This is a genomic window from Cellvibrio japonicus Ueda107, from assembly GCF_000019225.1.
GTDB lineage: Bacteria > Pseudomonadota > Gammaproteobacteria > Pseudomonadales > Cellvibrionaceae > Cellvibrio > Cellvibrio japonicus.
The window spans coordinates 3,690,738-3,714,899 of the sequence record NC_010995.1 but is presented as its reverse complement, the minus strand read 5'-3'; the positions used below and the strand labels follow the sequence as shown (position 1 = coordinate 3,714,899).

The following is a 24,162-nucleotide window of genomic DNA, read 5'->3' as shown; positions in this document are numbered from 1 at the left end:
GTGGCGGCGAGGCAAGCTATGCTATGCGGTGGTTATCCAACATATCCTGTATGACCAGGGGACTCGTGACACCGGGCAAATACGCCCTGGTTAGCCTATTGGCTGTGCTTGCTGTTCCAGCCCCGGCGGCTGTGGTGGTGCTTTATCATCACGTCAGTGATAAAACCCCGGCGTCGACCAGTATCAGCCCCGCGCGTTTTGAAGCGCAAATGGATTACCTGGCTGAAGCGGGTTTTACGGTGGTACCGCTGATGACCTTGGTTGAAACCTTGCGCAAGGGCGGCACTCTGCCTGATAAAACCCTGGCTATTACCTTTGATGACTCCTACGCGAGTGTGTACGAGTCGGCCTATCCACTGCTAAAAAAACGCGGTTGGCCATTTACCTTTTTTGTGAATACCGAGGCGGTAGGCAGCTCGCGCCTGTTTGTGTCCTGGGATCAATTGCGCGAAATGGCAACGCAAGGCGTCACTATCGCCAACCACACCAACGCACACCATCACTTGCCGCGTAAACAACCGGGTGAAAGTGCGCGTGAGTTTCGCCAGCGCATCGAGCAGGAAATCAGCCGGGCGCAACAAAAAATTGCACAGGAAATCGGTGAAGCACCGATGATCCTTGCCTATCCCTTTGGCGAATACGACCGCGAGGTGCAGGCGATTGCCAAAAAGCTGGGCTATGTCGCCTTTGGCCAGCAATCGGGTGTGCTCTCAGAACACGGTGATTTGCAGGCGGTGCCGCGCTTTCCGTTTGGTGGCAGCTTTACCGAACTGGATGACTTCAAACTCAAGGTGAATAGCCTGCCCATGCCTATCGCCTCCACCGCGTTCTATGCGAATAAACAACAGCGCCTGGATGACCTGGTGGTGAAGGCCGGCGATCAGCCCTGGCTGGTGTTAACGCTGGAGGAACCGCGCTTATTAAAAGCGGTTAACTGCTTTGCAACAGGGCAGGGCGCTATCCCGGTGGAGATTATCCGCGACCAGCTTTGGACTCGCGCAAAGGCGCCATTAAACGCCGGGCGTGCGCGTTACAACTGCACTGCACCGGCGGGTGGGAAGGGGCGTTTTTACTGGTATACCCAGCAGTGGTTGGTGACCGATAAAAACGGTAACTGGAGCCATAACGATTAATCTGTGCGGGGACTTTCGCATAACAAAAAACGGCAGCCGAAGCTGCCGTTTTTTGTGGCTGGAGAGCCGTCGCTGTTTAATTCCGTTTACATGAATCCCTAGAAATTAACGAAAGTGGCGCTGGAGCTGCCACGCTGGAACACATTGATCTTACCGCATTGGGCGAAGTGGTTGCCGGATGCGTAGGGCGTACCGCTCTGGCTCACATCGGCTTCCCAACCTGGTCCGTTGCTGATAAAGGTCTTCAGCTCAAACCAACCGTTAACGGTTTTGCTGCAGTCCATATCCACATCCATCATCCAATAATGTTGGCCGTACAGGTTGAGTGGGTCTTCGCCATAACCATCCACTGCCGTGGTGCGTTTGGTGCCCCAGGAGCTTGGCCAGACATTGGTGGTCCAGTCCGCCGCCGTACCCTGTGCGGCACTGCTTTGGCCTGACTCGGTGCCATACCAATCGAGGTAATTGTCGTTGGTTTTCCATGGCGCTGTGGTGGCGTTGCGCAGGTTGTTGTGGCGGATGGGAATGGCGCACTCAAAGTTGGTGTTGGTGCAGGTTTTGCCCAGCGTGTTGCTGGCATAACCATGGTCGATACCACCGCGGATAAACATATCCTGGCCGGAGGAGGTCACACCGTACACAAATACCACGGTACGTTTCCAGTCAGCTTGCTGGGTTGTACCTTTGGTCCAGACAGCATAGTTGGTGCCGCTGGCGGCCAGGGTCCAACCGGTACCGCTCGGACTCCAGGCATTGGGGCCGATTTTCATCGCCACCTTGCCATCGATCACCGCGGCGTAGAGACCGGTGGTCGCTGCCGCAATGCTGACGCTGGAGGTTGAGGTGATGCCCTGGGCCTTGCGGATATCCACTAATGCCTTGATGCCGTTATACAGCCCCCAGTTGTAGGCGTGTGCCCAGTAGATGGAGGGAATACCCGGGTGGGTCAGCACATAGGCATAGCCTTGCATGACCTTGTCGCAGGGCACGGGCCAGTGGTTCTGGCCGACGCCGCAGGACTCGCTCGGGCCGGTATCGTGGTTATCCACAAAGGTCACCATCTTCTGTGCCCACCAACCGATACCGCCGGCCGGGGCGTTGCTGATGCTCAGGCGATGGTACTCGTTGTAGCTGAGTGCCTGGTTGAGCAGCCCCTTGGTGGTGAAGTCGAAAACGCCGCAGTCACCGTCAGTGCCGTTGACATAATCCATCAGCAACTGGCGGTGTGCATTGACGTTGTTGTAGTTGAGGTCGGTCCACACCTCGCCCACACAAAAGTCGGGGTTGGTTGCCCGTGCGTAAAGGCCGGCGTAATAGGGCGCGTAGCCTTTGGAGTAGTCGTAGCGGATACCGGTAAAACCGACCCCTTTGAGGCGTTGGTTAATCCAGTTAATGATGTCCGCTTGTACAGTGCTATTGATGTGGTTGAGATCGCGTGCGGCCGCATAGCCGTCGCCAGTATCACACTCACCCGTTGCACCGCTCCACTCATCATTACAGGTGACGGCCCAGGAACCCCAGGTCGGGTTAGTAAAGTCAGCCCAGTTGGTCGTGCCCACGCGGTGGTTGATCACCACATCGGCTACTGAGTTGACGCCTTTGGATTTCAGTGCCGAAATCGCCGATGTCAGTTGTGCCTCGCTACCGTATTTGGAGTTGAGGATATTCAGCTGGCGCGGCAGGTAACCCTCATTCGAAGCGGCATCCGAGGGTGGCGGGAACCACACATGGGTGACGCCCAGGTCAGCAATGCTTTGGGCATTGTTCTGCAGGGTGGTGTACCAGGCACTGTTGTGGGAATTCCAGTGAAAACCTTGCAAGAGAATTGCACTACTGGATTTGCTTTGCTCTGTGGCAGCCTGGGTAACAGGCGCCACAGCAGCACAGATGGCTGCTGCCATGATGACGTTCTTAATCATTTTCTCACCGTTCTTACAATTATTATTAGGGTATCCATGACCGGTTTCAGTACGGCTCTCTAGCGCACTACTAGTGTATGAGTGTTTTTTGCGCCAATCTATGCGGGATTTGGTTTTATTGATAAAAATAAAATTATTTTTAGGCGGAAAATGGCAAAAAGGTGGAGGGAAGTTATAGGGCGCTATCTGGATAAAATAAATACTTATAACGGAGAGTCGTTGTATTTTTATCCTATTTATTGTGGTCATTCATCTGTCCCGCTGACCCTGCCTCACTAACCGGGCCATAGCCGAGCCATCGATAGCTACTGGCTGGGTTACCTCTGGCCCGGACAGGACATTAAGACTATTCGAGGTTATTCAGGCGGATGACCCGACGCAACTCGTCGACGTAGACCTGTCCGCGCTGTGAGTATTTGTGCAGTTCGGCCACCATGGCCTGGCCGGTAAACTGCTCAGCGTCCTGGCGCAGTTGCGCGCGCAACTGGCGCCAGGGGCGATAGGCGCCGTGGGTATTGATGTTGTTGAAATAGGCCGTCAGCGACTCTTCAACACTGTTAAATTTTTTCACTTCGTGTTTGGCACCGGCGACGCGACGCGCAGGCACCAGGCCGCAACCCGGCTCGTAGCACCACTGGCCAAACAGGTTGTGCGCCTCCTCGGCAAAGCGCGAGGTACCCCAGCCCGATTCAATCGCCGCCTGGGCTAATACCATCGCCGGGGGAATCATATCGACGCGCAACAGCAGTATCTCGATGGCGCGGTCTGTCTCCGGGTAGGTTTCGTGGCTGACTTTGTATTTGCTGCGCAGTTTTTCCAGGTTGCGCTCATTAACGCCGCTGACGGCCCCGGTACTGTCCCACTCGGCTTTGATGTTTAACAGGCGCTCGCGCGATTTTAGCACCACGGCGTTTTTGGCCTCCACCAGGGGGGTGAGCATGGCCAGAAACTGCGCCTTGCGCTCCGGTGTCTGGTCGATCGACGCGAAATCCGGCAGCAAGGTGGTGCTCGACAGTTCATCGTCGTCGACGCTGGTGAAATCCGCGGGCGTGTGGATGATGAGCCAGAACACCAGCAGCAGGCAGAAGATCGGATAGGCAACAAGGCTGAGGCCCAGTAACCATTGGGATGTATTGTTTGGCATGGATTCTTTACCGGTATGACAGGGATAGATGCATTACAGGTCCAGTTGTTTACGCAGTGCCTCCATGCGTTTGAGGTTTTCTTCCCTGCTCAGTGGCGTCTCTATGGTTTGGGGCAGCACGGGCGCGTTGGGTGCGGGGAGCTCCTCGCCGTTAATGACCCGCTCGCACAGCCTCAGGTAGTGACGCTCGAAAATAGGAAATGCTGTTTTCTCGCTGTTGCTGGCGAGAAAATACCAGTCGCTGGCACAACCGGCGTGATACACCGCCGGATGGCTCCAGGTATAGGCTGCTTTAGGGCTGGGGGCCTGGCAGGCCTCGACATAGGCGCGGTGCGCATCGGGCAGGCCAAATTCCTCCGGGCTGCCCTGGCAGGCGCGGATCATGCGGTTGAGGGTGGGCAGGTACTCGCTTTCCTCAATCACCTTTTTGGCGCCGCGCAGTATGGCTTCCGGGCTGAACTGGGCTAGGGAATTGAGCCACAGGCGCTTGGCCTGGTTGAGCAGCTCCAGCTGTGAAAAGGCGCTGTAGTACTGGTTGTGGTAGTTGATCCGGAACAGCGCAAAGACCTGGTTGATCGCATCCACATGGGCGTCGCTGGGGGGTGGGCTGGCCCGGGTCGCCTCAGCTTGCCCAGCTGCGGTCGTTGAGTTGCTGTGCAAGGCTGCTATCTCTTGTTCGGCCTGATGGATGAGCGAGTGGCTGTCCTGCATGGGCATTTACCTGTGTCGATGGATCGGTGTTCAGGGCGTGCTGTTTGGCCCAGTGAAACTTCACATGTTGCAAAAATTTGGTATTCCAGCTGCTGTGCAGTTGGTTGCTGTCGCGCCAGAAAAGCACAAATTCCGGCAGTTGCTGTTGGGCAAAATTAAGGTCGATGTTCGCCAATTTCAACACATCGTAGACATCTTTGCTCGGCTGCCAGTGCTCCGGCAGGCGGCGGGGTTCACTGTCGTGCTCCAGCGCGGTGTTGTAGCGCAGCCATTGGCGTTTGACGTGCTGGATAAACTTGCTGTTCCAGGTGCGACCCACATCGCCACGCTCCTGCCAGTAGACCACGAATTCGGGAATGGCATCTTCCACAAACGCCAGGCTGATCCCGGCATGCTTGACCAGGACTTCCAGCGCATCGCGGCTGGGGCGCCAGTGGCTGTGCATGGCGGTTTCCTGGTCGCGCTGCAAAAACACCGCCTCGTCGTCGCGCTGGCGGCGCTCCTGTTGCTCGCGGGTTTCGCGGGCGATTTGGGTCTGGTGGTGGCGCCACTTGTGCAGCACATCTTTTAAAAATTTGGCACCCCAGGCATGGCTGATTTCACCGCGCTCGCGCCAGTAGGTAATAAATTCTGGCAGCTGCTGGCGAATGAAATACTCGGGGATATTGTGCTCGGCAATGCGCTTGAGCAGCTCGGTATCCGGCTGCCAATGGGGGGATATCAGGTTGGCCCCGGGGTGGATCTGCGGCGCTTCGGGCTGGACATGGGGCTGGGTTGGGTTATCGGCCAGATGGTTATCAAACGCCAGGATCAGCTGGCGGCTGGTGACGTAGGGTGCCGAGGCCAGTTGGATAATGCCTTTGTCGCGCAGGCTTTTACTGATGCGCTGTATATCGTAATCGGTCCAAAAGGGCATGAGTTTCTGGACCCAGCCTTCATCCAACTCCAGCCATTGCCGACCATTGGCCTCGCGCAAGGGGCGATAAGCCGCCAGGTCGCTCAATACCGACAGCATGCACGCCTCCTCCAGGCCAATGGTGGCGGCCAAGGACGGGGAAATCAGCAAGGGGCGCTCGGATATCAGGGATGAACTCATGGTTACAACGCCGTTGGGCTGGCATAAAAAGAACCGGAATTGTAGGTGGGATCATCTTCCCCGGCTACAGGAATAGTTGGCTTTCTGTGAACGTCTTATAGCTATCACTAATTGGTTGTTGACTCCTAATTTATGTAACCGGTAACATTTTGATGCTTAATAATTGAGTATACAAATAATTTTTATGGAAATTTTGAGGAGTTTGCAGTGAAAATGGCTTTTTGCAGAAAATGGGATGTTTTAATTAAGTCTTTTGCTTATTTAATAATATTGGGAGTAAACAGTGTTTCCTTACAGGTCCGTGCTGGGCAGGTTTGTTATGTGGCAGGAGAGGCATGTTCGGTTTTTGCTCGGCAGGGATATTATGAAAGGGTTTGTAAACCAGTCATACAATGTCATTGGGTTCCTGAGCCATCTCCTGTTCCAACACCTCCCTCTCCTCCATCGCCTCCTCCACAGCCCCTGCCGCCTCCCAATCAGCAATGTATAAACAACGCGATTACTGCGGAATCAAACTGTAAAGCTTCATATAATCAGCTGCATGATATCTGTACAGGCTTTAATGCGGCTCTTGGTGGCGCTGCAGGAGCTACATCCAAGTGGTTGTATAGCAAGCTTGTTGGTTCAGCAGTTGATGATAAGACCTCTAAATTGATCGTCAGCGGAGCTGCTGCTACGGGTTACGCGGTAGATGATGTCCTGGTGCCATGTACTACGTTAACAGCACAAGCGATGGAGTTTTGCTCAGCTGGTGCGGAAAAAATGAAGCGAGAGTGCAATTAAGGTTATACCAGGGATGGTATTAAAATTATCATGAGGTTATTGAAATGAAAGAGATAGGCTTGAGTAAAGATACCCATAATAAATCCAGCTTGCGTGACCGTTATAACGCTCTAAATCAGCATTCGCTTTTTTATCGATTATTTCATCTCGCTCCAATATTTTTATTGATTTTTTTGCCGGTATTTGGTTACAAAATTACCTTTCCTGTGGCGATTATCCTATTGTTGTCGCCATTTGTTATCAGTGTGCTTGCTCTTCTTATCAAGGTGGATAAAAAAATTGATATACTTTTTGAAGGTATATCTTTGCAGCAAGAGTTTTCTGGGACTAAAAAAGATGGAATCAACGAATAATTACAAACCTCATATGTTTAAGTTATTTCTGTTGCTCTTTATAGGGGGGGGGATATTTATTGGGATAACCAGTATTGATTTTTTTAAAAATCAGAATGTTGTTTTATTGTCGAAAAATAAAATAGATAGCGCTTTGAAAAAAGAAGTAGATTCTCCATCTAGAAAAACTGCTATTCCGGCTAATGCCTCTGCATCAATTATGGATTACCGCCAGCTGACTTATAAGGAAAAGTTGTATATGGAGAAAAAGTTGAATGTACTGGCGGTAAAAAAATATAAATTGAAAGAAATGTCCGGTACAACTCTTTATCATGCTCTTTTAGAAAAAGGTGCTGATCTTGATGACGATATAAAACAAAGAATGCTAAATGAAGAGTTTACCGAAAAGGACTGGGAGTACATTCTATCTTATATGGCTCAGCTTTCAACAGAAGAGGAAAACTTCAAAATTGAAATGGCATCAAGCTCTAATTTCTCGGAGTTAAAAAAACGAGTTGAAGCTCGTGCAGAAAAAACTGGGCTATTTTATGGGGATATGATGTTGGGGCAAAGTGGTATGTATAAAGATGTGGCAGTTGCTGATGTTCTGGGTCTTCTTCGTGAGGGAGCTATTCTTCCGGATAATGCCATGGAGTATATGGTAAATCAGGATAACATCGATTTGGCTGTTGCTTTAAATAAAGAGGGTATTAATATTAATACTGATTATATTGATGAATTCCGAAGTATGAATTTATTCGAAATACATGCGGATAAACTTGCAATTAATCCATTTTCAGCATCTATTGATCACAAACTGCAGGAACTAGATAAACTTTCAAGTTTGGGAGTGCCTATTAAATTAAATGATGGAACGAGAGATGCTTTAGATATTGTTCTGTTTGCTGCAGTAAAACATGATAAAGCTGAGGCTGCGAAATTGCTTCAATACGCATTGAAGGTCAATCAAATGGGAATTCCTGTAGAGCAAAGCCATGCTGAACTTTTAAAGGATTTGAATAATCGTCATCCGGATTTGTACCAACAGTACGCTGCCCGCTTTCATTAATATTAATGTGTGTTTCTTGATTCACCTTAGTCAGTTGTTGTCATGGACGTGTAGTAGGCCAGGTATATTGTTTATCTTTCAGGTTAAAGTAAGTTGAACAATAACTGTTTCAAGGGTAGACTCCGGCGCTTGGATAATTAATCACAACATATAACAATAAGTTAAATCAACCCGCCTGTTTCGGTCCCAGGCACATCTGTCCTCTAAGGGGGGAGTATGTTGCATTTTTGGTCTGGCCGATCCGGCCTGGTATCTATCACCCTTTCCTGTGTTATTGCCGGTGTACTGAGTGGCTGTGGCGGCAGCAGTGGCGGCGGTAACAACAACGCTGGCAGTAGTTCAGTTTCGTCGGTTAACAGCTCCCTGGTGAGCAGCTCATCAGTCAGTAGTTCCAGCGTTTCGGTTTCCAGTGTGTCCCTGTCGAGTGAATCCTCTTCGTCATCCAGTGAATCATCGACTGAGTTGTCCTCGTCTTCTGTAGCTGAGGTGTCTTCGGAGTCATCTTCCTCCGAGTCTTCATCCAGCCTGTCCTCTTCCAGCGCTGCCCCGGTGGAGCCGGTGGTGCTGAAAATCGAGGAAAATTCGCCGGGCATGATCGCTTTTTTCCCCACCACGGCTTACACCGGCACCAACGGTGGCTTGACGGTATTGCAGGGCTTGTCCAATAACAAAACCACCACCCCGATTACCTCGGCTTTTGTGAACTATTCGGTCAATGTGGCCCAGAGTGGCGATTACCAGTTGCGTGTGCACTATGCCTTTGGCGGTACGGAAACCAATATTCGCGATACCTGGATGTATGTGAATGGTGCCAAGGTGCAAACAGATGATGACCAGATTATCGAGTTCGCCTATACCGGCGCAACCGATGGCAAGTGGAACACCTATGCCTATACCGACTACATCGATATCCCGCTGATTGAGGGCGATAACGATATCCGCCTGGTGGCAGTCAATACGGCGGATTACACCCGCACCATCACCTTTACCCGCAATGGCAGCGGCGGTACCCAGGGCACTACTGGCACCGGCATAGTGAGTGGTTTGCCCAACCTGGAGCACCTGGAAATCAGCGGCCCCGGCCCCATTACCCCCGGCACCGGATCGACGGTGCTCTATAGCCTCAGTGTGGGTATGGATGCCGGTAGTGGCAGTGTCAGCCTGTCACCGGAGCAGGATTTCTATTTGCCCGGTAGCGAAGTCACCCTGATTGCCACACCTGGCCTGGATGAGAAATTTGATTCCTGGACGGGGGATAAGCCGTCGGTCGACAGCAACTACAGCTTGGTTATCAATGGCAACCTGAACCTGAAGGCGCGTTTTATTCCCGCTGCTGCCATTCAACCGGAAACATTGGTGGGCTATGGTGCGATCCAGAGCGATGACGCCGTGCCCTATACCCTGACCGGTGGTGCCGGTGCGCCTGTGACGACTGTTACCACCCTGGCTGAGTTGAAAGCGGCCTTGGCCAGTGGCAGCCCGCTGGTGATTAAAGTCTCCGGGTTGATTGATAACAGCGGCAGCCCCAGCGAAAGCCTGACCGTACCCTCCAATACCACGATATTTGGTGACCCGGACAACCAGGGCCATTTGAAAAATATCGAGCTAAAACTCTCCGGCAAAAATTACATCCTGCGCAATTTGAAATTGTCGGAAGTGGTGTCGGTGGCGATCAAGGACTCCAACGGTACTACCCTGGTCGCAGAGGGGCCGGGCAATGATGTGATCAGCATTAATGGCGGTCGCCATGTGTGGATCGATCACTGTGAGCTTTATTCTTCGCTCACGCCGGCCGCGGTATATGACCTGAGCGGTCCGAATGAAACACCGGATGGGGTTGTGGATGATTACGATGCTAAGGATTTTTACGATGGCCTGATTGATATTAAAAACAGCGCCTCGTTTATTACACTGTCCAATAATTACATCCATAACCACTGGAAAGGTATTCTGATCGGCTCGGGCGACAATGCCGAAAATGGCGATGCACAAACCCGCATTACCCTGCATAACAACCACTTTAAAGACATTATTAGCCGTATCCCTTTATTGCGTTATGGCAAGGGACATTTCTTTAACAATTATGTGCAGGGCACTTTACCGACGGTGTATGGCAAGCAGGTGCGTGTGGATAGTATCTTTAATATGCGCCAGGGTGCAGAGGGATTGATTGAAGGTAACTATGTCGAAGGTGCAAAAAATACCTTTGGCTATTTCTATACCTCATCGACCACCACCACCGGCTTCTGGAATTTGGCCGATAACACCTATGTGGATGTCACCAATGCCGCGCCTTCGTCGACCAGTACCTATACCGTGCCCTATGAATACACGCTGGAATCCAGTGCGAGTATCAGCACCAGTGTGCCGACGCGCGTTGGGGTTGGCATCCTGACCAGTGAGCAGTTGCCCTGATACGACTGAACGCAATCTGCGTTAAAAAAACAGGCCGCCCTTTGAGGTGGCCTGTTTTTTTTCAGCAATACAAAAACGTCAGATTTATTCTGTTTGTACCACCGGGGTAGTCGGATGGTTGCCCCATTCCGCCCAGGAGCCGTGATAGGCGCGAATATTCAAACCCAGCGCCTTGCCCACCAGATAAGTAAAACCGGAGCGATGATGGCCCTGGCAATGGGTGATGATGCGTTTGTCCGGTGTAAAGCCCAGGGCTGTGACGTAGTCGCGCGCATCGGTGCGAATACGCAGCGCCTGGTTAGGGTCCATTAAATTGGTCCACTCACAATTTATGGCACCGGGAATATGGCCATTTTTTTGCGCGGTGATGCGCTCGCCACTGTATTCCGCCGGGCTGCGTGCATCCCAGACTACAAAATCCGCACGATCCATTTCACCCAGGATATCGGGGATTTCAATCACCACCTTGGGATCAATTTTGATGTTCACCTGGGTGGGCGTTACCACGGGAACTTCGGTGGTAAGCGACTGGCCGGAGGCCATCCAGGCGTGCAGGCCGCCATTGAGATAGGAGTATTGCTTATGGCCAATCGCATCCAGGGTCCAGATCATCCTGCCGGCCCAGCCGCCGCCTTCATCGTCGTAAACCACCACATGGGTGTCGGGTGTCAGGCCGAGGAAGGAAAATAATTTTTCCAACTGTTCCTTGCTTGCGATTTTGCCGGGAACCGGCGGCTGTGCGCAGACAATTTTTTGCGCTGGCACATGCACGGCACCATCAATATGCCCGGTGCGATACGTCTGCTCGGCACCCAGGTCCAGAATTAATAATTTACCGCAGGGTTGCGCTAATAGCGCCGCCAGCTCGGTAGGCTCCATGATAAAGGGCAGTGGCATGGGGTCATCTCCTGTGCAATCAAAACGAAATTAATCATGATCGGCGGCCAGTGAACTCAGGATGTAGCGATAGGAATCCATCCGGGTCTGGCTGATATGCCCCTCGTCCAGCGCCTTCAGGATGGCGCAGCCGGGTTCATGGCGATGCGAACAATCGCGGAATTTGCAATGGCCGATATAGGGCCGGAATTCAATAAAACCTTCGAGCACCTGCTCTTCTTCCATATGCCACAAACCAAACTCGCGGATACCGGGCGAGTCGATCAAATGGCCGCCACCGGGAAAGTGCAAGAGTGTGGCACTGGTGGTGGTGTGGGTGCCCTGTTGTCTATCGGACAGGTCGCCCACGCGCAAGTTCGAGTCGGGCAACAGGGCATTGATCAGCGACGATTTGCCCACTCCTGACTGGCCGACAAACACACTGGTGTAATCCGCCAGGAAGTCTTCCAGCGCCTCCAGCCCATGCTCGGTTTTGGTGGACACCTTCAACACGGTATACCCCAAGGCGCGATACGTGGCTTCCAGTCGGTTGACCTTGTCGCCGGTTGTCTCATCGATCCGGTCGCTTTTATTGATTACCAGCACGGGTTCAATATCAATTGCATTGGCGGCAACCAGGTAGCGGTCAACCAGGTTGGCGTGAGGCTCGGGGTAGGGCGCAATCACCACCATAATGCGGTCGATATTGGCGGCCACGGTTTTCATATCGCCGTGGGGATCGGGGCGCTGCAAGGCCGAGCTGCGCGGTAATACCGCGACCACAACCCCCATGGGATTACCGGGGCGCCAGGCCACCCTGTCGCCGGTCACCAGCGAGCCCAGGTTGCTGCGAAAGTGGCAGCGCCGGTGCTGGCCCGCAAACTCCCCGTCAGTGCCCTCTACCACAACCTGGGTGCCGTAATGGGTAATGATCAGCCCCTGCTGTTCCGGCCCCAGGTCGGTTTCGCCCAACTGCTCATCGGCGCGCTGGTCGCGCCGGGCCGCGCGGGCACTGCGCTCTTCCTGGATTTTTTCAATGCGCCATTGTTGGCGGCGCGTCAGTTTGCGTTTCGACATGGGTGAGTCAATCAATCCCGAAATGGCCGAGGCGCAATCTCAAATTGGCCAGAGGCGGGGTTATGGTTTAGGCTGGCAAGCATTGTGCCTGATTTAACGAGGATTTTCCCATGACCACAAGCGCCCCGAATGAGAACAACCTGATCTGGATCGACCTGGAAATGACCGGCCTGGACCCGGATAAGGATGTGATCATCGAAATAGCCACCATTGTCACTGACGCCCACCTCAACATCCTCGCCGAAGGCCCCGTATTCGCCATCCACCAACCCGACAGCATCATGCTCAATATGGATGAGTGGAACACCAACCAGCACGGCAAATCCGGCCTCACCCAGCGCGTGCGCGATAGCCAGGTCAGTATCGAACAGGCCGAGGCCGCGACCATTGCCTTCCTGGAGCAATGGGTACCCAAGGGCAAAAGCCCCATTTGTGGGAATTCCATCTGCCAGGACCGCCGCTTTTTAGTGCGCGGTATGCCCAGGCTGGAAAACTACTTCCACTATCGCAACCTGGATGTCAGTACGGTAAAAGAGCTTGCGCGCCGCTGGCGGCCGGATGTGATGGCCGGCGTGAAAAAATCCGGTGCGCATTTGGCGCTGGATGATATTCGCGATTCGATTGACGAGTTGAAGCATTATCGGGCGACTTTCTTCAAGATGGATTAATGCTGTTTGACGTATTGCAAAGGCGACTGTTAGGTCGCTTTTTTTATGGGTGCTGATAGCGGATTTTCCTCCCCCGGTCGTCAATCTCTCTCCCTTCCTGTCTTCAATAAAAAAAACGGAGCGCGTTCCGATGCGAATAATGGTTCGACTACTTTTCTCTTTGGTTTTCCCGCATTTATTTTGATGCCTACGCCGGTAATTCCCGTGGTTATCGCGCCGATGGCCGCTACGCTGACCCGGACGCTATCGGTAAGGCAGTCTTCATCCGCACTTTTATGGATCGCCATATCAAGGCCCAGGGCTGGTCGAGTATGGTGGGCACAGCGCGCGACGGCAGCAAAAGCCGAATCTTTACCCCGGAAGAATCACGCTTTTTTGAATACCAAAGCCGGGGCCCAGGTGCCCTCATTAATCCTCAGCGACCCCAGTTGACGGAGGTGCAGCTGGCGCACTATTCACTGGACAGGATTTTTGGAGATTGGCAACCTCCGCGCTAAAGGTAAGAACGGTTAGACTGATATTGCCCGCTGCTTAACTTTCGTATTCTTTAAATGGGTTACGCCATGAAACCAATTGCTTTAATGGCTATTGCTGTGGTGATGACTGGCCTCTTAGCCTGTTCATCCCTATCGTCACCACCTTATGAAAATACCTACACGGTGGAAAACCGGTTTGCACAGGATGTGAAAAACTTTCCGGCTATTCAGATTGCCAGTACTGCTGTGCCTGCTGAGGTGGTTGAGAAAAAAAACATTACCTATGTGCGCTATGGTGCGCGCGAATTGCAGTTGGACCTGTATATGCCCAGGGTACTGGCGGAGAACACCGGCAATGCACCGGTACCCGGTGTCATCCTGGTCCATTGCGGCGGTTGGCGCTCAGGCTATCGAACCCACCTGACACCCATGGCCATCGAATTGGCCAGGGCGGGTTATGTGGCTGCTACCATCACCTACCGGTTAGCACCGGAAGCGCAATACCCCGCGGCGGTCTATGACGTGAAAGCAGCCATCCGCTGGTTGCGCAGCAACGCCACTGAGTATCGGGTTGATCCGGCGCGTATTGCTGTCGGCGGCTCCTCGGCGGGCGGGCAAATTGCCAGCCTGACAGGCATGACCAATGGCCTGGCCCGGTTCGATCCGCAAGCTAAAGGCAGCTCGGTTTCCAGCGCTGTGCAGTTGATCCTCAATATCGATGGCCTGTCCGACTTTACCTCTGCCGAAGCGCGCAAGCATGAAGACGTACCCGGCAAGGGGCGCTCATCGGCCGGCTCCTGGTTTGGCGGCAGCTATGCGGAAAAGCGCGACCTGTGGCACGATGCCTCGCCCACCTATTATGTCGGGGAGGGCAGCCCGCCCATCCTGTTCCTGAACAGCGCGCAGGAGCGCTTCCATGTCGGTCGCGATGAGATGGTCGCCAAAATGAAAATCTATGGTATTTCCAGCCGGGTCGTTACCCTGCCGGATACCCCGCATACCTTCTGGCTCTATGAGCCCTGGATCAAGCCCGCCGCCCGTGTGGTCGTTGCGTTTCTGGACGAGCAGTTCAAACCCTGATACCTGAAGTAATGTCATCGCCGGAGAGATAAGCGGTGAACCGGGTTATTTTATGGCGGCAACCCGGGTGAAAACCTGGGAGAAAAATGCCGTACTCTGGAAGCGACTCGAAAGTGAAATCCGCAAGCGCAGCAGCAGTGGCGAATTCACCCTCGGCCAAATGGGAAGCTTTTCCACCCGCGTTAATGACACAGTGTGGTTCCGTGCCTATCAATACCAAAGCGCAGACCAGCAGGTCTATTTCCTGTTAAAAAAACAGCGCACAACCTATTGGATCACCCTGACCATGGTCGAGGGTGTCGACATCAACCTGGCTACTCCCATCGCGACAGCACTGATTCGCCGCGCTCGTGTCATTGATGATTTTTGAAATGGCTTCTGGCAAGGTAAACAACGTTTGACCCACATCAATACCTGTCCATAACCAGCTGCTTTAATGGCAACCTCGATAAGTCATAGGGGAAAGCAGCTATGCGGGAGCGGTCTTACAAAAAAATGGCGGGAACGTCCGCTGTCTTTATTCCGGCAAACTTTGCCAGCGCATCGCCCGTAGAGCGCGATGGCTTGGTATGGTCAGATGCAGAGTTGCATATGCCCGACAGCCCTCAGCCATTAGCGTGGAAACCGCCGCTGGATACCAGCCTGGCGCTGGAGGGACTGGAAGAGTACGAACCTCCCGCATCGGGCGATGCCCGCTATATCAAAAACCTGGGCATGGCTTTTGTGTACAACAGCGAAATCCGCGGTTGGGTAGCGCTAACGGATTATGTGTAGGTGCACAGGTTTAGTGTGCATATTTTTTAAACCAATTTGCTACCCTGGTGTTGACATCAGATTCAAATCCCCGCAGCCCGTGTTCGCCTGCGTGATATATCATCAATTCGTAAGGGTATCCGGATTGTTGTAATTGCTGGGCAAATGCAAGGATATTGAGCGGAGATACCTGCTTATCATTTGACCCATGTACTATCAGCAGCGGGATTTGGTTGAGCTCCTTATACCAATAGCGTACCGATCTTTTTTTCAGTTCGACTTCCCTGTGCTCTTTAAAACGGGGAATCCATGTTTCAAAAACACTATCCATGCGCGTAGTGGATTCTGCTTCTGCCACTAAATCCACCGGCGCAGAGTCGGCAACAATAGCGGAAAAACGATCCGACTTTTTCGCCGCCAAAAAAGCCATAAAACCACCGCGACTAATTCCCCACATACCAATGCGCTTTCCCTTTACACCGTCAATACTATCGATGATCGGTATCAGTTGAAGCACATCATTAACATCCTCGCCCCCGAATTGGTCTGCCAACCGATAGCGACTTGCTACCCCATTAATTTTCGCACCGCGATAAAAACTGCCCACCACCAAAAAACCTTTGCGGGCCAGGGGCGCCAGCTTGTCATACAGGTAGGGTGTTTCAATCGCATTATCAGCATTACCGCCACGGTTAAAAATAACCGGCAGCAAATCCGCCTCTTTCATATCCCTCGGCTTAAGGATAAAACCGGTCACCGGAATATCATCAACCCTATACGTAAAAAACTGACAGGAAACCTTATCGCTATCAACCTTCTTCCAATGTGCATACCGTGCCGCTATTTTTTCTTTTTGGTCTTTGTTGACTTCACCCTTCATCACTTTTTGCATCGCGGTCAGGTAGGTTTCCCTGGTTTCATATTTGCCGGTAAAGCAACTTGAGGGGTTTTCTGTTAGTGGGCTGGCGAATGTGCTGCTGGTGATGATTAGTAGAATGCTGAGTACAGCTGATAGGCGAATCATTGTTGGTTCCTGTTATGATTTTTATGGTGTTGTCTGTGTGTTAGAGCAATCTGATTTTGGTTAAAAGAGAATATTAGTTTAATTTATTCAGCGATAGCAGGATGGGTTCCCCGCCTCAATATATCCCTCACAACTCCCCATCCAAATTACACCCAATTACAAAAAAGTAAACCATCACAACAATTACCAGGGCTTTCCGTTGTATCAAACTTCCAGCAATTGAAGTACTAACCGGCTTGCCTCGACAATGACATCGTTATTCCAGGGCGCATCCTGTGTGGGTTGGGTGAAGTAGATTGCTAGCAGAATGGGTTTGCGTTTTGGTGGGAACAGGATGGCGATGTCGTTGCTGGTGCCGTAGTCGCCGGAGCCGGTCTTGTCGCCGGCTTGCCAGCCTTGGGGGAGGGCTTTGCGAATGCGTTTGTTGCCGGTGGTGTTGCCTTTCATCCAGGTGATTAGTTGAGTTTGCGCTTGGGACGCTAGTGCATTGCCCAGGGTGAGTTGTTGCAGGCTGTGGAGCATGGCCTGGGGTGTGGTGGTGTCGCGTTTGTCGCCGGGGATGGCGCTGTTGAGTGCGGTTTCCCAGCGTTCGAGTTGGAAGTCGTTATCGCCCAGTGTGCGTGCGTAGGCAGTGACGGCTTGCGGGCCGCCGAGTTGGTGCATGAGCAGGTTGGCGGCGGTGTTGTCACTGTATTGCAGGCTTGCTGTGCAGAGTTCGCCCAGTGTCATACCGGTGTGCAGGTGTTGTTCGGTGATCGGTGAGTAGGGCACCAGGTCTTGGGCGGTGTAATGAATGCGTTTGTCCAGGAGTCCTTTTTGTTGCGTGCTTTGTGCCAGGATGGCGCCTGCCAGTATCACTTTAAAGGTGCTGCACATGGCGAAGCATTCAAGCGCGCGATAGGCGATGCGTTTTCCGGTGTGTGTATCCAGTGCGGCGATACCGAGTCGGCCCCGGTGTTGTTGCTCCAGTGATTGGAACGGTGTTTCGAGTTGTGTGCGGGTGCAACCGAGCAGCCAACTGCTTTGGCTGGCGATGGCACTGGCGGTGAGTGTTTTTAGCAGTGTGCGGCGGGTACAAGGCATAGGCGGTATATCGGCTGTCTATGGGATGAGTGTTATTGGTGTGTGCCTCTACTCTAGTTGGCTTGGCAGTCGGATTCAAATACCAGTAATTGTTTGTAATGGGCGATGCTTTATTTGTCCCTATACTGGAGTTTGCCGCGCGCCTTTTGTGGGTGCCGGTGAATGGCGCAAATCCCCTTTTATTTGCTGAAGGAGCAAACCATGAATTTACCTATTAACATGACCAGGGATACATCCGGCCATGTGTATCTCGATCCTGATATTGCCGTGTTATTGGGCGCTGCGTCCCGTGCGGCTTATGATGATTATGCCAATCGCAATAATCCTGCCTACACACCGGCGGCGATTCCCTTCCCGATCGGTACCTTTAACTTTGTGCAGCGTTTTACCGGTTTTGACGATGTTGCCTGGGGCCTGGGCGATGAAGAGCGCTATGGTGTGATTTTCCAGTGGTCGGAGCAGGCGGATGTGTATGTGTTTGCATTTCGTGGGACATCGTCGGTATACGATATGTTGCTCGACCTGGAGTCTGCGGCGCCTGCAGTGTTTGTGCCCTATAAAAATCCCGGCAACTTTCCCGATGATGTGCATGTGGCCGATGGATTCAATAAAGTCTATGCCACCAAGAACGACACCATGACAGCCTCCATGCAGGCGCAGTTATTCGAGATTATCCAAACCTTGCCAACACCACCGGGGCAGATCCTGATTACCGGGCATAGCCTGGGTGCGGCACTGGCCACGTTATTTACCATGGATGTGGCAGTTAGCCGGCCTGATATCGCGGTGGCGAATATTAATTTCGCCAGCCCGCGTGTTGGCCAGAGCAAGTGGCAATCCACTTACGATCAAACCTATGGCTTGTTAAACCGTACGATTTGTGTGCGCAACTCTTTTGATTTGGTGCCCAAGGTGCCGCCGCAGAATTGGCCCTTTGATTTCCAGGACGTGGGCCAGGTGTTTCCGGTGGCGTTTAACGTGACCGGTATCCATGTGGATTTGCCCGCGCTGGTATTGGCATGGCATGCGCTGAGTAATTATATGTATGTGGTCAGTCGTGCGACGGTGAACAATCCGCAGGTGTGGACAGGGACATTCCCGGACAGTGAACACGATTCCTGGCAGATGGAGAGTGTTGATCCATCAACCAGTGCCACCGAACTGGAGTTGGCAAAATCGCGTCAGGATGTGAAACGTATTCTGGCGCAGCTTGTGTGATTCTTTTCTAAAGAGGACTGCACGCTATGGTTTTGCCCAACTTCAAAATTCCCTAGTGAATAAACAATGGCTCACTGCTGCAAGGTGTGCAGCAGTGAGCAGATGCTTGTGTGTTAATCCCGCGGCCGTGCCCCGAGGATTTGCACCTGGTAATTCAGTCCAATAGATTCCGGACTGGTGTCTGTGCTGTCAAAGGCGTTGTACAGGTACAGGTTATCCGGTGTATTGGTGACCACCAGGCTTGCCTCTTCGCCGGAGGACAGCTGGAAATTCCCGCTGCCATTCGCAAGGTCGACATAACGGACACTGTTGTTCGCTGCCTTGATCGCAACCGTCGCGGTGAAATTACTGTCGTTTAAACCATTGCCCAGGTTGGTAACCTGGATACTGATCAGGCCGCTGCCGGTTGCCTGCAAGGGAGTGATATTGCTGCCGGTGTATTGTGGCCGACGCGTTGCCAGGACGCGGTAAGTTGAGGAATCAACCGCCTCCAGGTTGCGATAGGCCCGGGCGCGGAAACTGGCATCCCGCTGTGCGCTGAAGAGTCGCTGCTGTGCTAAAGGATGGCCGATATCGGCATAGGCCATGCGTGCGCGATAGCGCCCCACCAGTGTTTGGATCGATACCGGTTGCGTCAGCCTGGCCAGGCTGTGCAGTGGTGTTTCCTGGCCCTGGTGCTGGCGAATCAGGTTGCGGACGGCGTCGCGGCCCAGGCCGGGATAATTATCCGGGTTGCTGGTGAGATAGGTCATAAAGGGCCAGGCTTGATACAAATTATTTCTGTGCACAATGCTCAGGCGCGAGTCGGCATGCAGTGAGTTTGCATCAAAGTTGGTGCTATTGGTGATAGGGCCCATAAAGGTATCGGCAAACCATTCCGCTGTGGTTTCCCACCAGGCACCGGTTCTTGCTTTATCTACCCAGACATATTCCGCCAGCGTGATGGAATGGCCAAATTCATGGGTGGAAACGTTGTAGGCATTTAACAAGTTACTGCGGATGACCAGGAAACTAAGCCCCGCTGTGCCGTTATAGCCCATGAAGCCACCGGCATCGATATCGGTCACCGAATAGAGATTGATTTTGAACAGGCCGGGCCTGCTGGCATGGACGGATTGCGCGGGCGATTTAAAGCCGCGCTCCCCGATAAAGTAGTCGTACACTTTTTCCATATGTTCCAGTAATCGGGTGACATCCGCCTCTGAATGGGTGCCCAGATTGCCTTTGGGGCCGCGCCGGTTATCCGCGCCGTAATAAAGGCGGAAGCGATTGGAGTCCTTGTAGACGGCATTACCGGTATTGATGCCTTCATATTCATATTGGTTGGTAATGGGCGGGAATACCGCCGGTGCCGAACTGCTGGCGCTACTGGAGGCAACGGACGAACGGGAAGAACTGATCAGCGAACTGCTGGAACTGATGACACTACTGGATAGCACGGAGGAGGATTGTGACGAGCGGCTGGAGCTAAGGCTGCTGGAAACGGTACTGCTGGACGAGGAGGGTATAGAGGATGATATGGATGAGGTACTTCCTCCCGTCGCTGTGCCTGACACGCGCCACTCTAAAATACCGGTGGATTGCTGGGTATTGAGCATGGACACGCGCAGGCGATTGGTAACGATATTATTCAATGCCAAGGTGTTGAAGGCATTTTTGGCCAGGGGCACATTGCCGGCGTTGATCCAACTGCTGCCGTTCCAATATTCAATGTAAGCGCGTGTCGGTGTCAGCACACCGCCGTTGTCATCGAACCAATAAATCTGTGTTGAACCCAGTGTGTAGGGTTGCGGCCAATCGTATTGCACCCATTGGATGGAATTGGGGTTATTCCAGTTGCCATAGGCGCCGCGGGTTTTGTCGTTGGAGTTGGCGGGTGTGTTGTTATCGTTAACTGCCGACAGGGTTTCCCAAGGCGATACATAAGAGGTGCTGGCGGTGGCCAGCGGTGCAATATTATTGCCCGCCGCTAACGCGCTCGATGATGTAGCGGATTGGATGGAGCTGCTGGCGAGCGAACTGCTGATAGTGTGTTGGCTGCTTTGTGCGCTGCTTGAGCAGAGAGCGCCGGAGATAGCCGGTGCTTCCAGTGAACCGCCATTGGTTGAGCCTTGCAAACCAAATTCTACGGTTTGTCCTGGCTGGATATTGCCATTCCAATTGAGGTTGCTTGCGCTGTAATTGCCGCTTAGCTGTGCATTCCACGCATTAGTCACACTATTGCGTGTATAGGACCAACTGACTTGCCAACTGTTAACGGCCGAGGCCGTGTCATTGGTAATGCGTATAGCGGCGGTAAAACCGCTGCCCCAGGCATTGGTAATCACATACTGGCAGGCGGCATTGGCATAACCGCTGGCTGCCAGTATTCCGAGGGCAATCAGGCTTTTCAAACGATAGGCTTTGATGCAGTGACTTGGCATAAGGACGCTCCTTTGCAATTTTTTAATAAGTCGCCTTTCACTCTTGTGAACACATGGCATTTATGTCGGCTGGGGCCAATGCCAACGGCAGGCGATTCAGCCGCCCTTTAGGTCGGCGGCCGAATCGGTTGGCGAGCTATTTAAGTTATTGATAGTGCTTGTCGTACAGTGTTGCTGTACCGGAAACACCGTTGATCAGCTGGAGGCGGTAATCGTGTTTGCGGGTGCGGGTTTCCTCGCCGTTATAGAGGTAATCCACATTGCTCACGATAGCGACGACCACACCGTTTTTCGGTGCCTTGTTCAAATTCAGACACACCTCGCCACTGGCTGCCGGTTTGCTGTAAACCGCTGTGCCATCGGCGGCGCGATACGCAAGCTGGATGCGCATGTTTTGCGCCAGGGGTTGGAAGTTCACCCGCACCTGGTTGCCGTTGGTGCGCAATGGAATCTGGTTGGCGCCGCTCCAGCCGGGCAGGGTTTCGGTTTTGGGGATTAACAGGCTGCCTTCCTGGCGGGTTTCCGCATAGAAGGTCAGGCGATGTGGTCCCGGATCTTGCCAGATACCGCCCGCGATACGCTCGGCATTGATGGTCCTGCCCCAGTTGTTATTGATAGGCACTTTGAATCCGTTGCTCCAGGGGCCGAAGTCCACCATGGCCTGGCGTGCGCGGAATTCCATGATCATGCGCTGGGTCTGTTCTTCGCCCGCGCCACTCGCGAGTGAGCGCAGGATGTGGTTGTGCGGTCCCTTGGCCCAAATCCAGCCGTTGGCACCTTTGGAGACATGTTCCGCCAGGAAGTGCGCAAACGCTGAGTTGTATTGGTTGCCGCCCAGGTATTCGCGCCAGGTGGAAATCTGTTGCCCGTTCACCGAGCGATTAACGCCCTCGGCATTGGGGCCGCCAAACGAACCATCCTGTAACCAGCCACTGTAGTTTTCAATCGGCATGTGCGGTGCCAGGAAGGAGGTGGCGTCGAGGAAACCCACACCGTATTGGTTATTGCGCGAGGCTTCGAGGTTCATCTGCAACCAGGTGTTGCCGCCCTCATTAAACCAGGCCGCTTTGTTGCCGCGCGTGGCCATGATGGTGTGGATAAATTCGTGGGTAATCCCGCCGCGCTCGCTCGGTGTCACCACCGGGTAATAGGACAGCAACACCATGGGATAGCCATTGATGCCACTCTGCCAGCCACCGCGCTCGGTGTTGGCGGCGCGATCGGTACACAGGCCTGAACCATAGAGATACACATTGCTGAAATAGCCTTCCTGTTGCAGGCGATCCACGGGCCAGCCCATCACGTTGTGGATGTAGTCCGCATCTTCATTCAGGTTTCTCAACACACGATCAATATCGGCATCGGTGATGGATGGATTGCGGTTGTGGCCCCAGATAAACGCAAAGCGGCCCATGGTTTTTACACCGGCGATTACATTTTGCGGGCAGCCGTAATAAATGCGGAATTTGCTGGTGTCCACTTGGCCGAAATCGGTGCGCAGGTCGTAATTCAAATCAGGCTCGTAGTTGGGCCAGGTGTGGGCATCACATTGGGCGACGGGGGTAGAGCTGGCACTGCTGCTCGCCAGGCTGCTACGCGATGAGAGACTACTGCTTAACACACTGCTACTTGGGCTGCTCGCTATCGAAGAACTACTGACGGCTGAAGAACTACTGCGAGCACTGCTACTGGCGGGCGTTACACTGCTGCTTGAACTGCTCAGGCTTGACGACGCGGTTCCCCCCGTAGCCGTGCCAAGTACGCGCCATTCCAAAATACCGGTGGATTGCTGGGTGTTCAGCATGGACACGCGCAGGCGATTGGTAACGATATTATTCAACACCAAGGTGTTGAAGGCATTTTTGGCCAGGGGCACATTACCGGCGTTGATCCAACTGCTGCCATTCCAATATTCAACATAGGCGCGCGTGGGGGTCAGCACACCGCCGTTGTCGTCAAACCAGTAAACCTGGGTTGATTCCAGGCGATAGGATTGTGGCCAATCGTATTGCACCCACTGGATGGAGTTGGGGTTATTCCAGTTGCCATAGGCACCGGCCGATTTATCGTTGGAGTGGGAGGGGTTGCTGTTGTCGTTAACTGCACTTAAGCGTTCCCAGGGCGATACATAAGACGTTGAGGCACTCGCCAGGCCGGCAATATTGGCGGCTGCTGCAGAACTGGCGACAGAATTGACTGAGCTGGCCGTTGAGCTGGTTGTAGCGGCGCTGCACAGGGCGCCGCGGATATCCGGTGTTTCTATAGCGCCGCCATTACTGGCGCCCTGCAAACCAAATTCGACGGATTGGCCCGGATTAAGACGGCCATTCCAGGTGAGGTTACTGGCGGTGTAATTGCCGCTGAGTTGCGCATTCCAGGCATTGGTAACGCTGTTGCGTGTATAGCTCCAATTTACCTGCCAGCTGTTAACGGTGGTGTTGGTATCGTTGGTAATGCGTATTGCCGCGGTGAAGCCGTTGCCCCAGGAATTGGTGACGGTGTAGCGACAAGCGGCGGCTGCACTGGTGCTCCAGACGGCGGTTAATAATCCCAGCCCGAGGAGGGCGGTGCGACCATAGCCTTTGACAGAGTATCCAAACATAGGGTTGTTCCTCTCGACCTTGAAGAGTTGTTATTACTACCTTGAAGGATTGTTATTAATGGATTGCGGCGGCAGGGTAGGGGCTGGCGATGTCACGGATCAAGGACACATTAATCGTATTTGAGTGATTATTGTTAAAGTAAGATTTATTTCCGTTGCCGGGGTGACCTGTTTGGTGTTCATCCTGGAATCCTTTCTCAAACAGGCGATGTTATTTTGACAAGGCTTCTACCCTGTGTGTGTAATGCCCCTGTGGTTAAGGGCACTTTGCTATGTCGCA

At 53.0% G+C, this 24,162-nt stretch carries 20 protein-coding genes; 10 read left to right on the top strand and 10 right to left on the bottom strand.

Annotated features, from left to right (window positions below; all coding sequences use genetic code 11):
* The first annotated feature begins 50 nt into the window (after window positions 1–50).
* A complete protein-coding gene (locus tag CJA_RS15045) occupies window positions 51–1,133 on the top strand; it encodes a polysaccharide deacetylase family protein (RefSeq protein ID WP_148208893.1) in 1,083 nt (360 codons plus the stop codon).
* Window positions 1,134–1,231: 98 nt separating this feature from the next.
* Here CJA_RS15045 and CJA_RS15040 read toward each other — a convergent pair whose 3' ends face one another.
* The 4 genes from CJA_RS15040 to CJA_RS15025 all read right to left on the bottom strand — a co-directional run bounded on the left by CJA_RS15040 (window position 1,232) and on the right by CJA_RS15025 (window position 6,003).
* Window positions 1,232–3,052: an alpha-amylase C-terminal beta-sheet domain-containing protein gene (locus tag CJA_RS15040; RefSeq protein ID WP_012488704.1), complete on the bottom strand. Its 1,821-nt coding sequence runs from the start codon at window positions 3,050–3,052 to the stop codon at window positions 1,232–1,234.
* 346 nt (window positions 3,053–3,398) lie between these two features.
* A complete protein-coding gene (locus tag CJA_RS15035; RefSeq protein ID WP_012488703.1) occupies window positions 3,399–4,196 on the bottom strand; it encodes a glucosaminidase domain-containing protein in 798 nt (265 codons plus the stop codon).
* 33 nt (window positions 4,197–4,229) lie between these two features.
* Window positions 4,230–4,907 (bottom strand): replication protein P, encoded by a 678-nt coding sequence (locus CJA_RS15030; protein WP_083766879.1) that lies wholly within the window; start codon window positions 4,905–4,907, stop codon window positions 4,230–4,232.
* Window positions 4,819–6,003, bottom strand: coding sequence for a DnaT-like ssDNA-binding domain-containing protein (locus tag CJA_RS15025; protein ID WP_041551594.1), 1,185 nt, complete (start codon window positions 6,001–6,003; stop codon window positions 4,819–4,821). The genes CJA_RS15030 and CJA_RS15025 overlap by 89 nt, the downstream gene beginning before the upstream one ends.
* A 207-nt stretch (window positions 6,004–6,210) precedes the next feature.
* Here CJA_RS15025 and CJA_RS19385 point away from each other — a divergent pair, with 207 nt between their 5' ends.
* The 4 genes from CJA_RS19385 (at window position 6,211) to CJA_RS15005 (ending at window position 10,602) form a co-directional block, all read left to right on the top strand.
* A complete protein-coding gene (locus CJA_RS19385) occupies window positions 6,211–6,786 on the top strand; it encodes a hypothetical protein (RefSeq protein WP_148208892.1) in 576 nt (191 codons plus the stop codon).
* A 44-nt stretch (window positions 6,787–6,830) separates the two neighbouring features.
* Complete coding sequence (locus tag CJA_RS15020) at window positions 6,831–7,139, top strand: hypothetical protein (protein ID WP_012488700.1); 309 nt, start codon at window positions 6,831–6,833, stop codon at window positions 7,137–7,139.
* On the top strand, window positions 7,123–8,187 hold the full coding sequence (locus tag CJA_RS15015; protein ID WP_012488699.1) for a hypothetical protein: 1,065 nt from the start codon (window positions 7,123–7,125) through the stop codon (window positions 8,185–8,187). The genes CJA_RS15020 and CJA_RS15015 overlap by 17 nt, the downstream gene beginning before the upstream one ends.
* Before the next feature lie 216 nt (window positions 8,188–8,403).
* Window positions 8,404–10,602, top strand: a complete 2,199-nt coding sequence (locus CJA_RS15005) for a pectate lyase family protein (protein ID WP_012488698.1) — start codon at window positions 8,404–8,406, stop codon at window positions 10,600–10,602.
* Window positions 10,603–10,686: 84 nt separating this feature from the next.
* Here CJA_RS15005 and CJA_RS15000 read toward each other — a convergent pair whose 3' ends face one another.
* Window positions 10,687–11,499, bottom strand: coding sequence for a sulfurtransferase (locus CJA_RS15000; protein ID WP_012488697.1), 813 nt, complete (start codon window positions 11,497–11,499; stop codon window positions 10,687–10,689).
* A 30-nt stretch (window positions 11,500–11,529) separates the two neighbouring features.
* A complete protein-coding gene (rsgA, locus tag CJA_RS14995) occupies window positions 11,530–12,555 on the bottom strand; it encodes a small ribosomal subunit biogenesis GTPase RsgA (protein ID WP_041551590.1) in 1,026 nt (341 codons plus the stop codon).
* A gap of 110 nt (window positions 12,556–12,665) precedes the next feature.
* Here rsgA and orn point away from each other — a divergent pair, with 110 nt between their 5' ends.
* From orn to CJA_RS14970, 4 genes are all read left to right on the top strand, one after another.
* Window positions 12,666–13,223: an oligoribonuclease gene (gene orn, locus CJA_RS14990; protein ID WP_012488695.1), complete on the top strand. Its 558-nt coding sequence runs from the start codon at window positions 12,666–12,668 to the stop codon at window positions 13,221–13,223.
* A gap of 563 nt (window positions 13,224–13,786) precedes the next feature.
* On the top strand, window positions 13,787–14,779 hold the full coding sequence (locus tag CJA_RS14980) for an alpha/beta hydrolase (protein ID WP_012488693.1): 993 nt from the start codon (window positions 13,787–13,789) through the stop codon (window positions 14,777–14,779).
* Window positions 14,780–14,831: 52 nt separating this feature from the next.
* Entirely contained in the window at window positions 14,832–15,149 is a 318-nt protein-coding gene (locus tag CJA_RS14975) for a hypothetical protein (protein WP_012488692.1), read from the top strand.
* 101 nt (window positions 15,150–15,250) lie between these two features.
* Window positions 15,251–15,553, top strand: coding sequence for a hypothetical protein (locus tag CJA_RS14970; protein ID WP_012488691.1), 303 nt, complete (start codon window positions 15,251–15,253; stop codon window positions 15,551–15,553).
* Window positions 15,554–15,563: 10 nt separating this feature from the next.
* Here CJA_RS14970 and CJA_RS14965 read toward each other — a convergent pair whose 3' ends face one another.
* On the bottom strand, window positions 15,564–16,556 hold the full coding sequence (locus CJA_RS14965; RefSeq protein ID WP_012488690.1) for an alpha/beta hydrolase family protein: 993 nt from the start codon (window positions 16,554–16,556) through the stop codon (window positions 15,564–15,566).
* A gap of 204 nt (window positions 16,557–16,760) precedes the next feature.
* Window positions 16,761–17,639, bottom strand: a complete 879-nt coding sequence (gene bla / locus CJA_RS14960) for a class A beta-lactamase (protein ID WP_012488688.1) — start codon at window positions 17,637–17,639, stop codon at window positions 16,761–16,763.
* A gap of 201 nt (window positions 17,640–17,840) precedes the next feature.
* On the opposite strand from bla, the gene CJA_RS14955 reads away from it, so the two are divergent.
* The gene (locus tag CJA_RS14955) at window positions 17,841–18,857 is read left to right on the top strand and encodes a lipase family protein (protein WP_012488686.1); all 1,017 of its coding nucleotides are present in this window, start codon (window positions 17,841–17,843) and stop codon (window positions 18,855–18,857) included.
* A gap of 113 nt (window positions 18,858–18,970) precedes the next feature.
* Here the strand turns inward: CJA_RS14955 and CJA_RS18800 are convergent, their stop codons facing one another.
* A complete protein-coding gene (locus CJA_RS18800) occupies window positions 18,971–21,280 on the bottom strand; it encodes a cellulose binding domain-containing protein (protein WP_012488685.1) in 2,310 nt (769 codons plus the stop codon).
* Window positions 21,281–21,425: 145 nt separating this feature from the next.
* Complete coding sequence (locus CJA_RS14945; protein ID WP_012488684.1) at window positions 21,426–23,882, bottom strand: cellulose-binding domain-containing protein; 2,457 nt, start codon at window positions 23,880–23,882, stop codon at window positions 21,426–21,428.
* Window positions 23,883–24,162: the final 280 nt, after the last annotated feature.

What these genes read in the sequence shown, in the direction of transcription:
- CJA_RS15045 (WP_148208893.1), top strand. Translation starts at nt 51, where the DNA reads ATGACCAGGGGACTCGTGACACCGGGCAAATACGCCCTGGTTAGCCTA.
- CJA_RS15040 (WP_012488704.1), bottom strand. Translation starts at nt 3,052, where the DNA reads ATGATTAAGAACGTCATCATGGCAGCAGCCATCTGTGCTGCTGTGGCG.
- CJA_RS15035 (WP_012488703.1), bottom strand. Translation starts at nt 4,196, where the DNA reads ATGCCAAACAATACATCCCAATGGTTACTGGGCCTCAGCCTTGTTGCC.
- CJA_RS15030 (WP_083766879.1), bottom strand. Translation starts at nt 4,907, where the DNA reads ATGCAGGACAGCCACTCGCTCATCCATCAGGCCGAACAAGAGATAGCA.
- CJA_RS15025 (WP_041551594.1), bottom strand. Translation starts at nt 6,003, where the DNA reads ATGAGTTCATCCCTGATATCCGAGCGCCCCTTGCTGATTTCCCCGTCC.
- CJA_RS15020 (WP_012488700.1), top strand. Translation starts at nt 6,831, where the DNA reads ATGAAAGAGATAGGCTTGAGTAAAGATACCCATAATAAATCCAGCTTG.
- CJA_RS15015 (WP_012488699.1), top strand. Translation starts at nt 7,123, where the DNA reads ATGGAATCAACGAATAATTACAAACCTCATATGTTTAAGTTATTTCTG.
- CJA_RS15005 (WP_012488698.1), top strand. Translation starts at nt 8,404, where the DNA reads ATGTTGCATTTTTGGTCTGGCCGATCCGGCCTGGTATCTATCACCCTT.
- CJA_RS15000 (WP_012488697.1), bottom strand. Translation starts at nt 11,499, where the DNA reads ATGCCACTGCCCTTTATCATGGAGCCTACCGAGCTGGCGGCGCTATTA.
- rsgA (WP_041551590.1), bottom strand. Translation starts at nt 12,555, where the DNA reads ATGTCGAAACGCAAACTGACGCGCCGCCAACAATGGCGCATTGAAAAA.
- orn (WP_012488695.1), top strand. Translation starts at nt 12,666, where the DNA reads ATGACCACAAGCGCCCCGAATGAGAACAACCTGATCTGGATCGACCTG.
- CJA_RS14980 (WP_012488693.1), top strand. Translation starts at nt 13,787, where the DNA reads ATGAAACCAATTGCTTTAATGGCTATTGCTGTGGTGATGACTGGCCTC.
- CJA_RS14975 (WP_012488692.1), top strand. Translation starts at nt 14,832, where the DNA reads ATGGCGGCAACCCGGGTGAAAACCTGGGAGAAAAATGCCGTACTCTGG.
- CJA_RS14970 (WP_012488691.1), top strand. Translation starts at nt 15,251, where the DNA reads ATGCGGGAGCGGTCTTACAAAAAAATGGCGGGAACGTCCGCTGTCTTT.
- CJA_RS14965 (WP_012488690.1), bottom strand. Translation starts at nt 16,556, where the DNA reads ATGATTCGCCTATCAGCTGTACTCAGCATTCTACTAATCATCACCAGC.
- bla (WP_012488688.1), bottom strand. Translation starts at nt 17,639, where the DNA reads ATGCCTTGTACCCGCCGCACACTGCTAAAAACACTCACCGCCAGTGCC.
- CJA_RS14955 (WP_012488686.1), top strand. Translation starts at nt 17,841, where the DNA reads ATGAATTTACCTATTAACATGACCAGGGATACATCCGGCCATGTGTAT.
- CJA_RS18800 (WP_012488685.1), bottom strand. Translation starts at nt 21,280, where the DNA reads ATGCCAAGTCACTGCATCAAAGCCTATCGTTTGAAAAGCCTGATTGCC.
- CJA_RS14945 (WP_012488684.1), bottom strand. Translation starts at nt 23,882, where the DNA reads ATGTTTGGATACTCTGTCAAAGGCTATGGTCGCACCGCCCTCCTCGGG.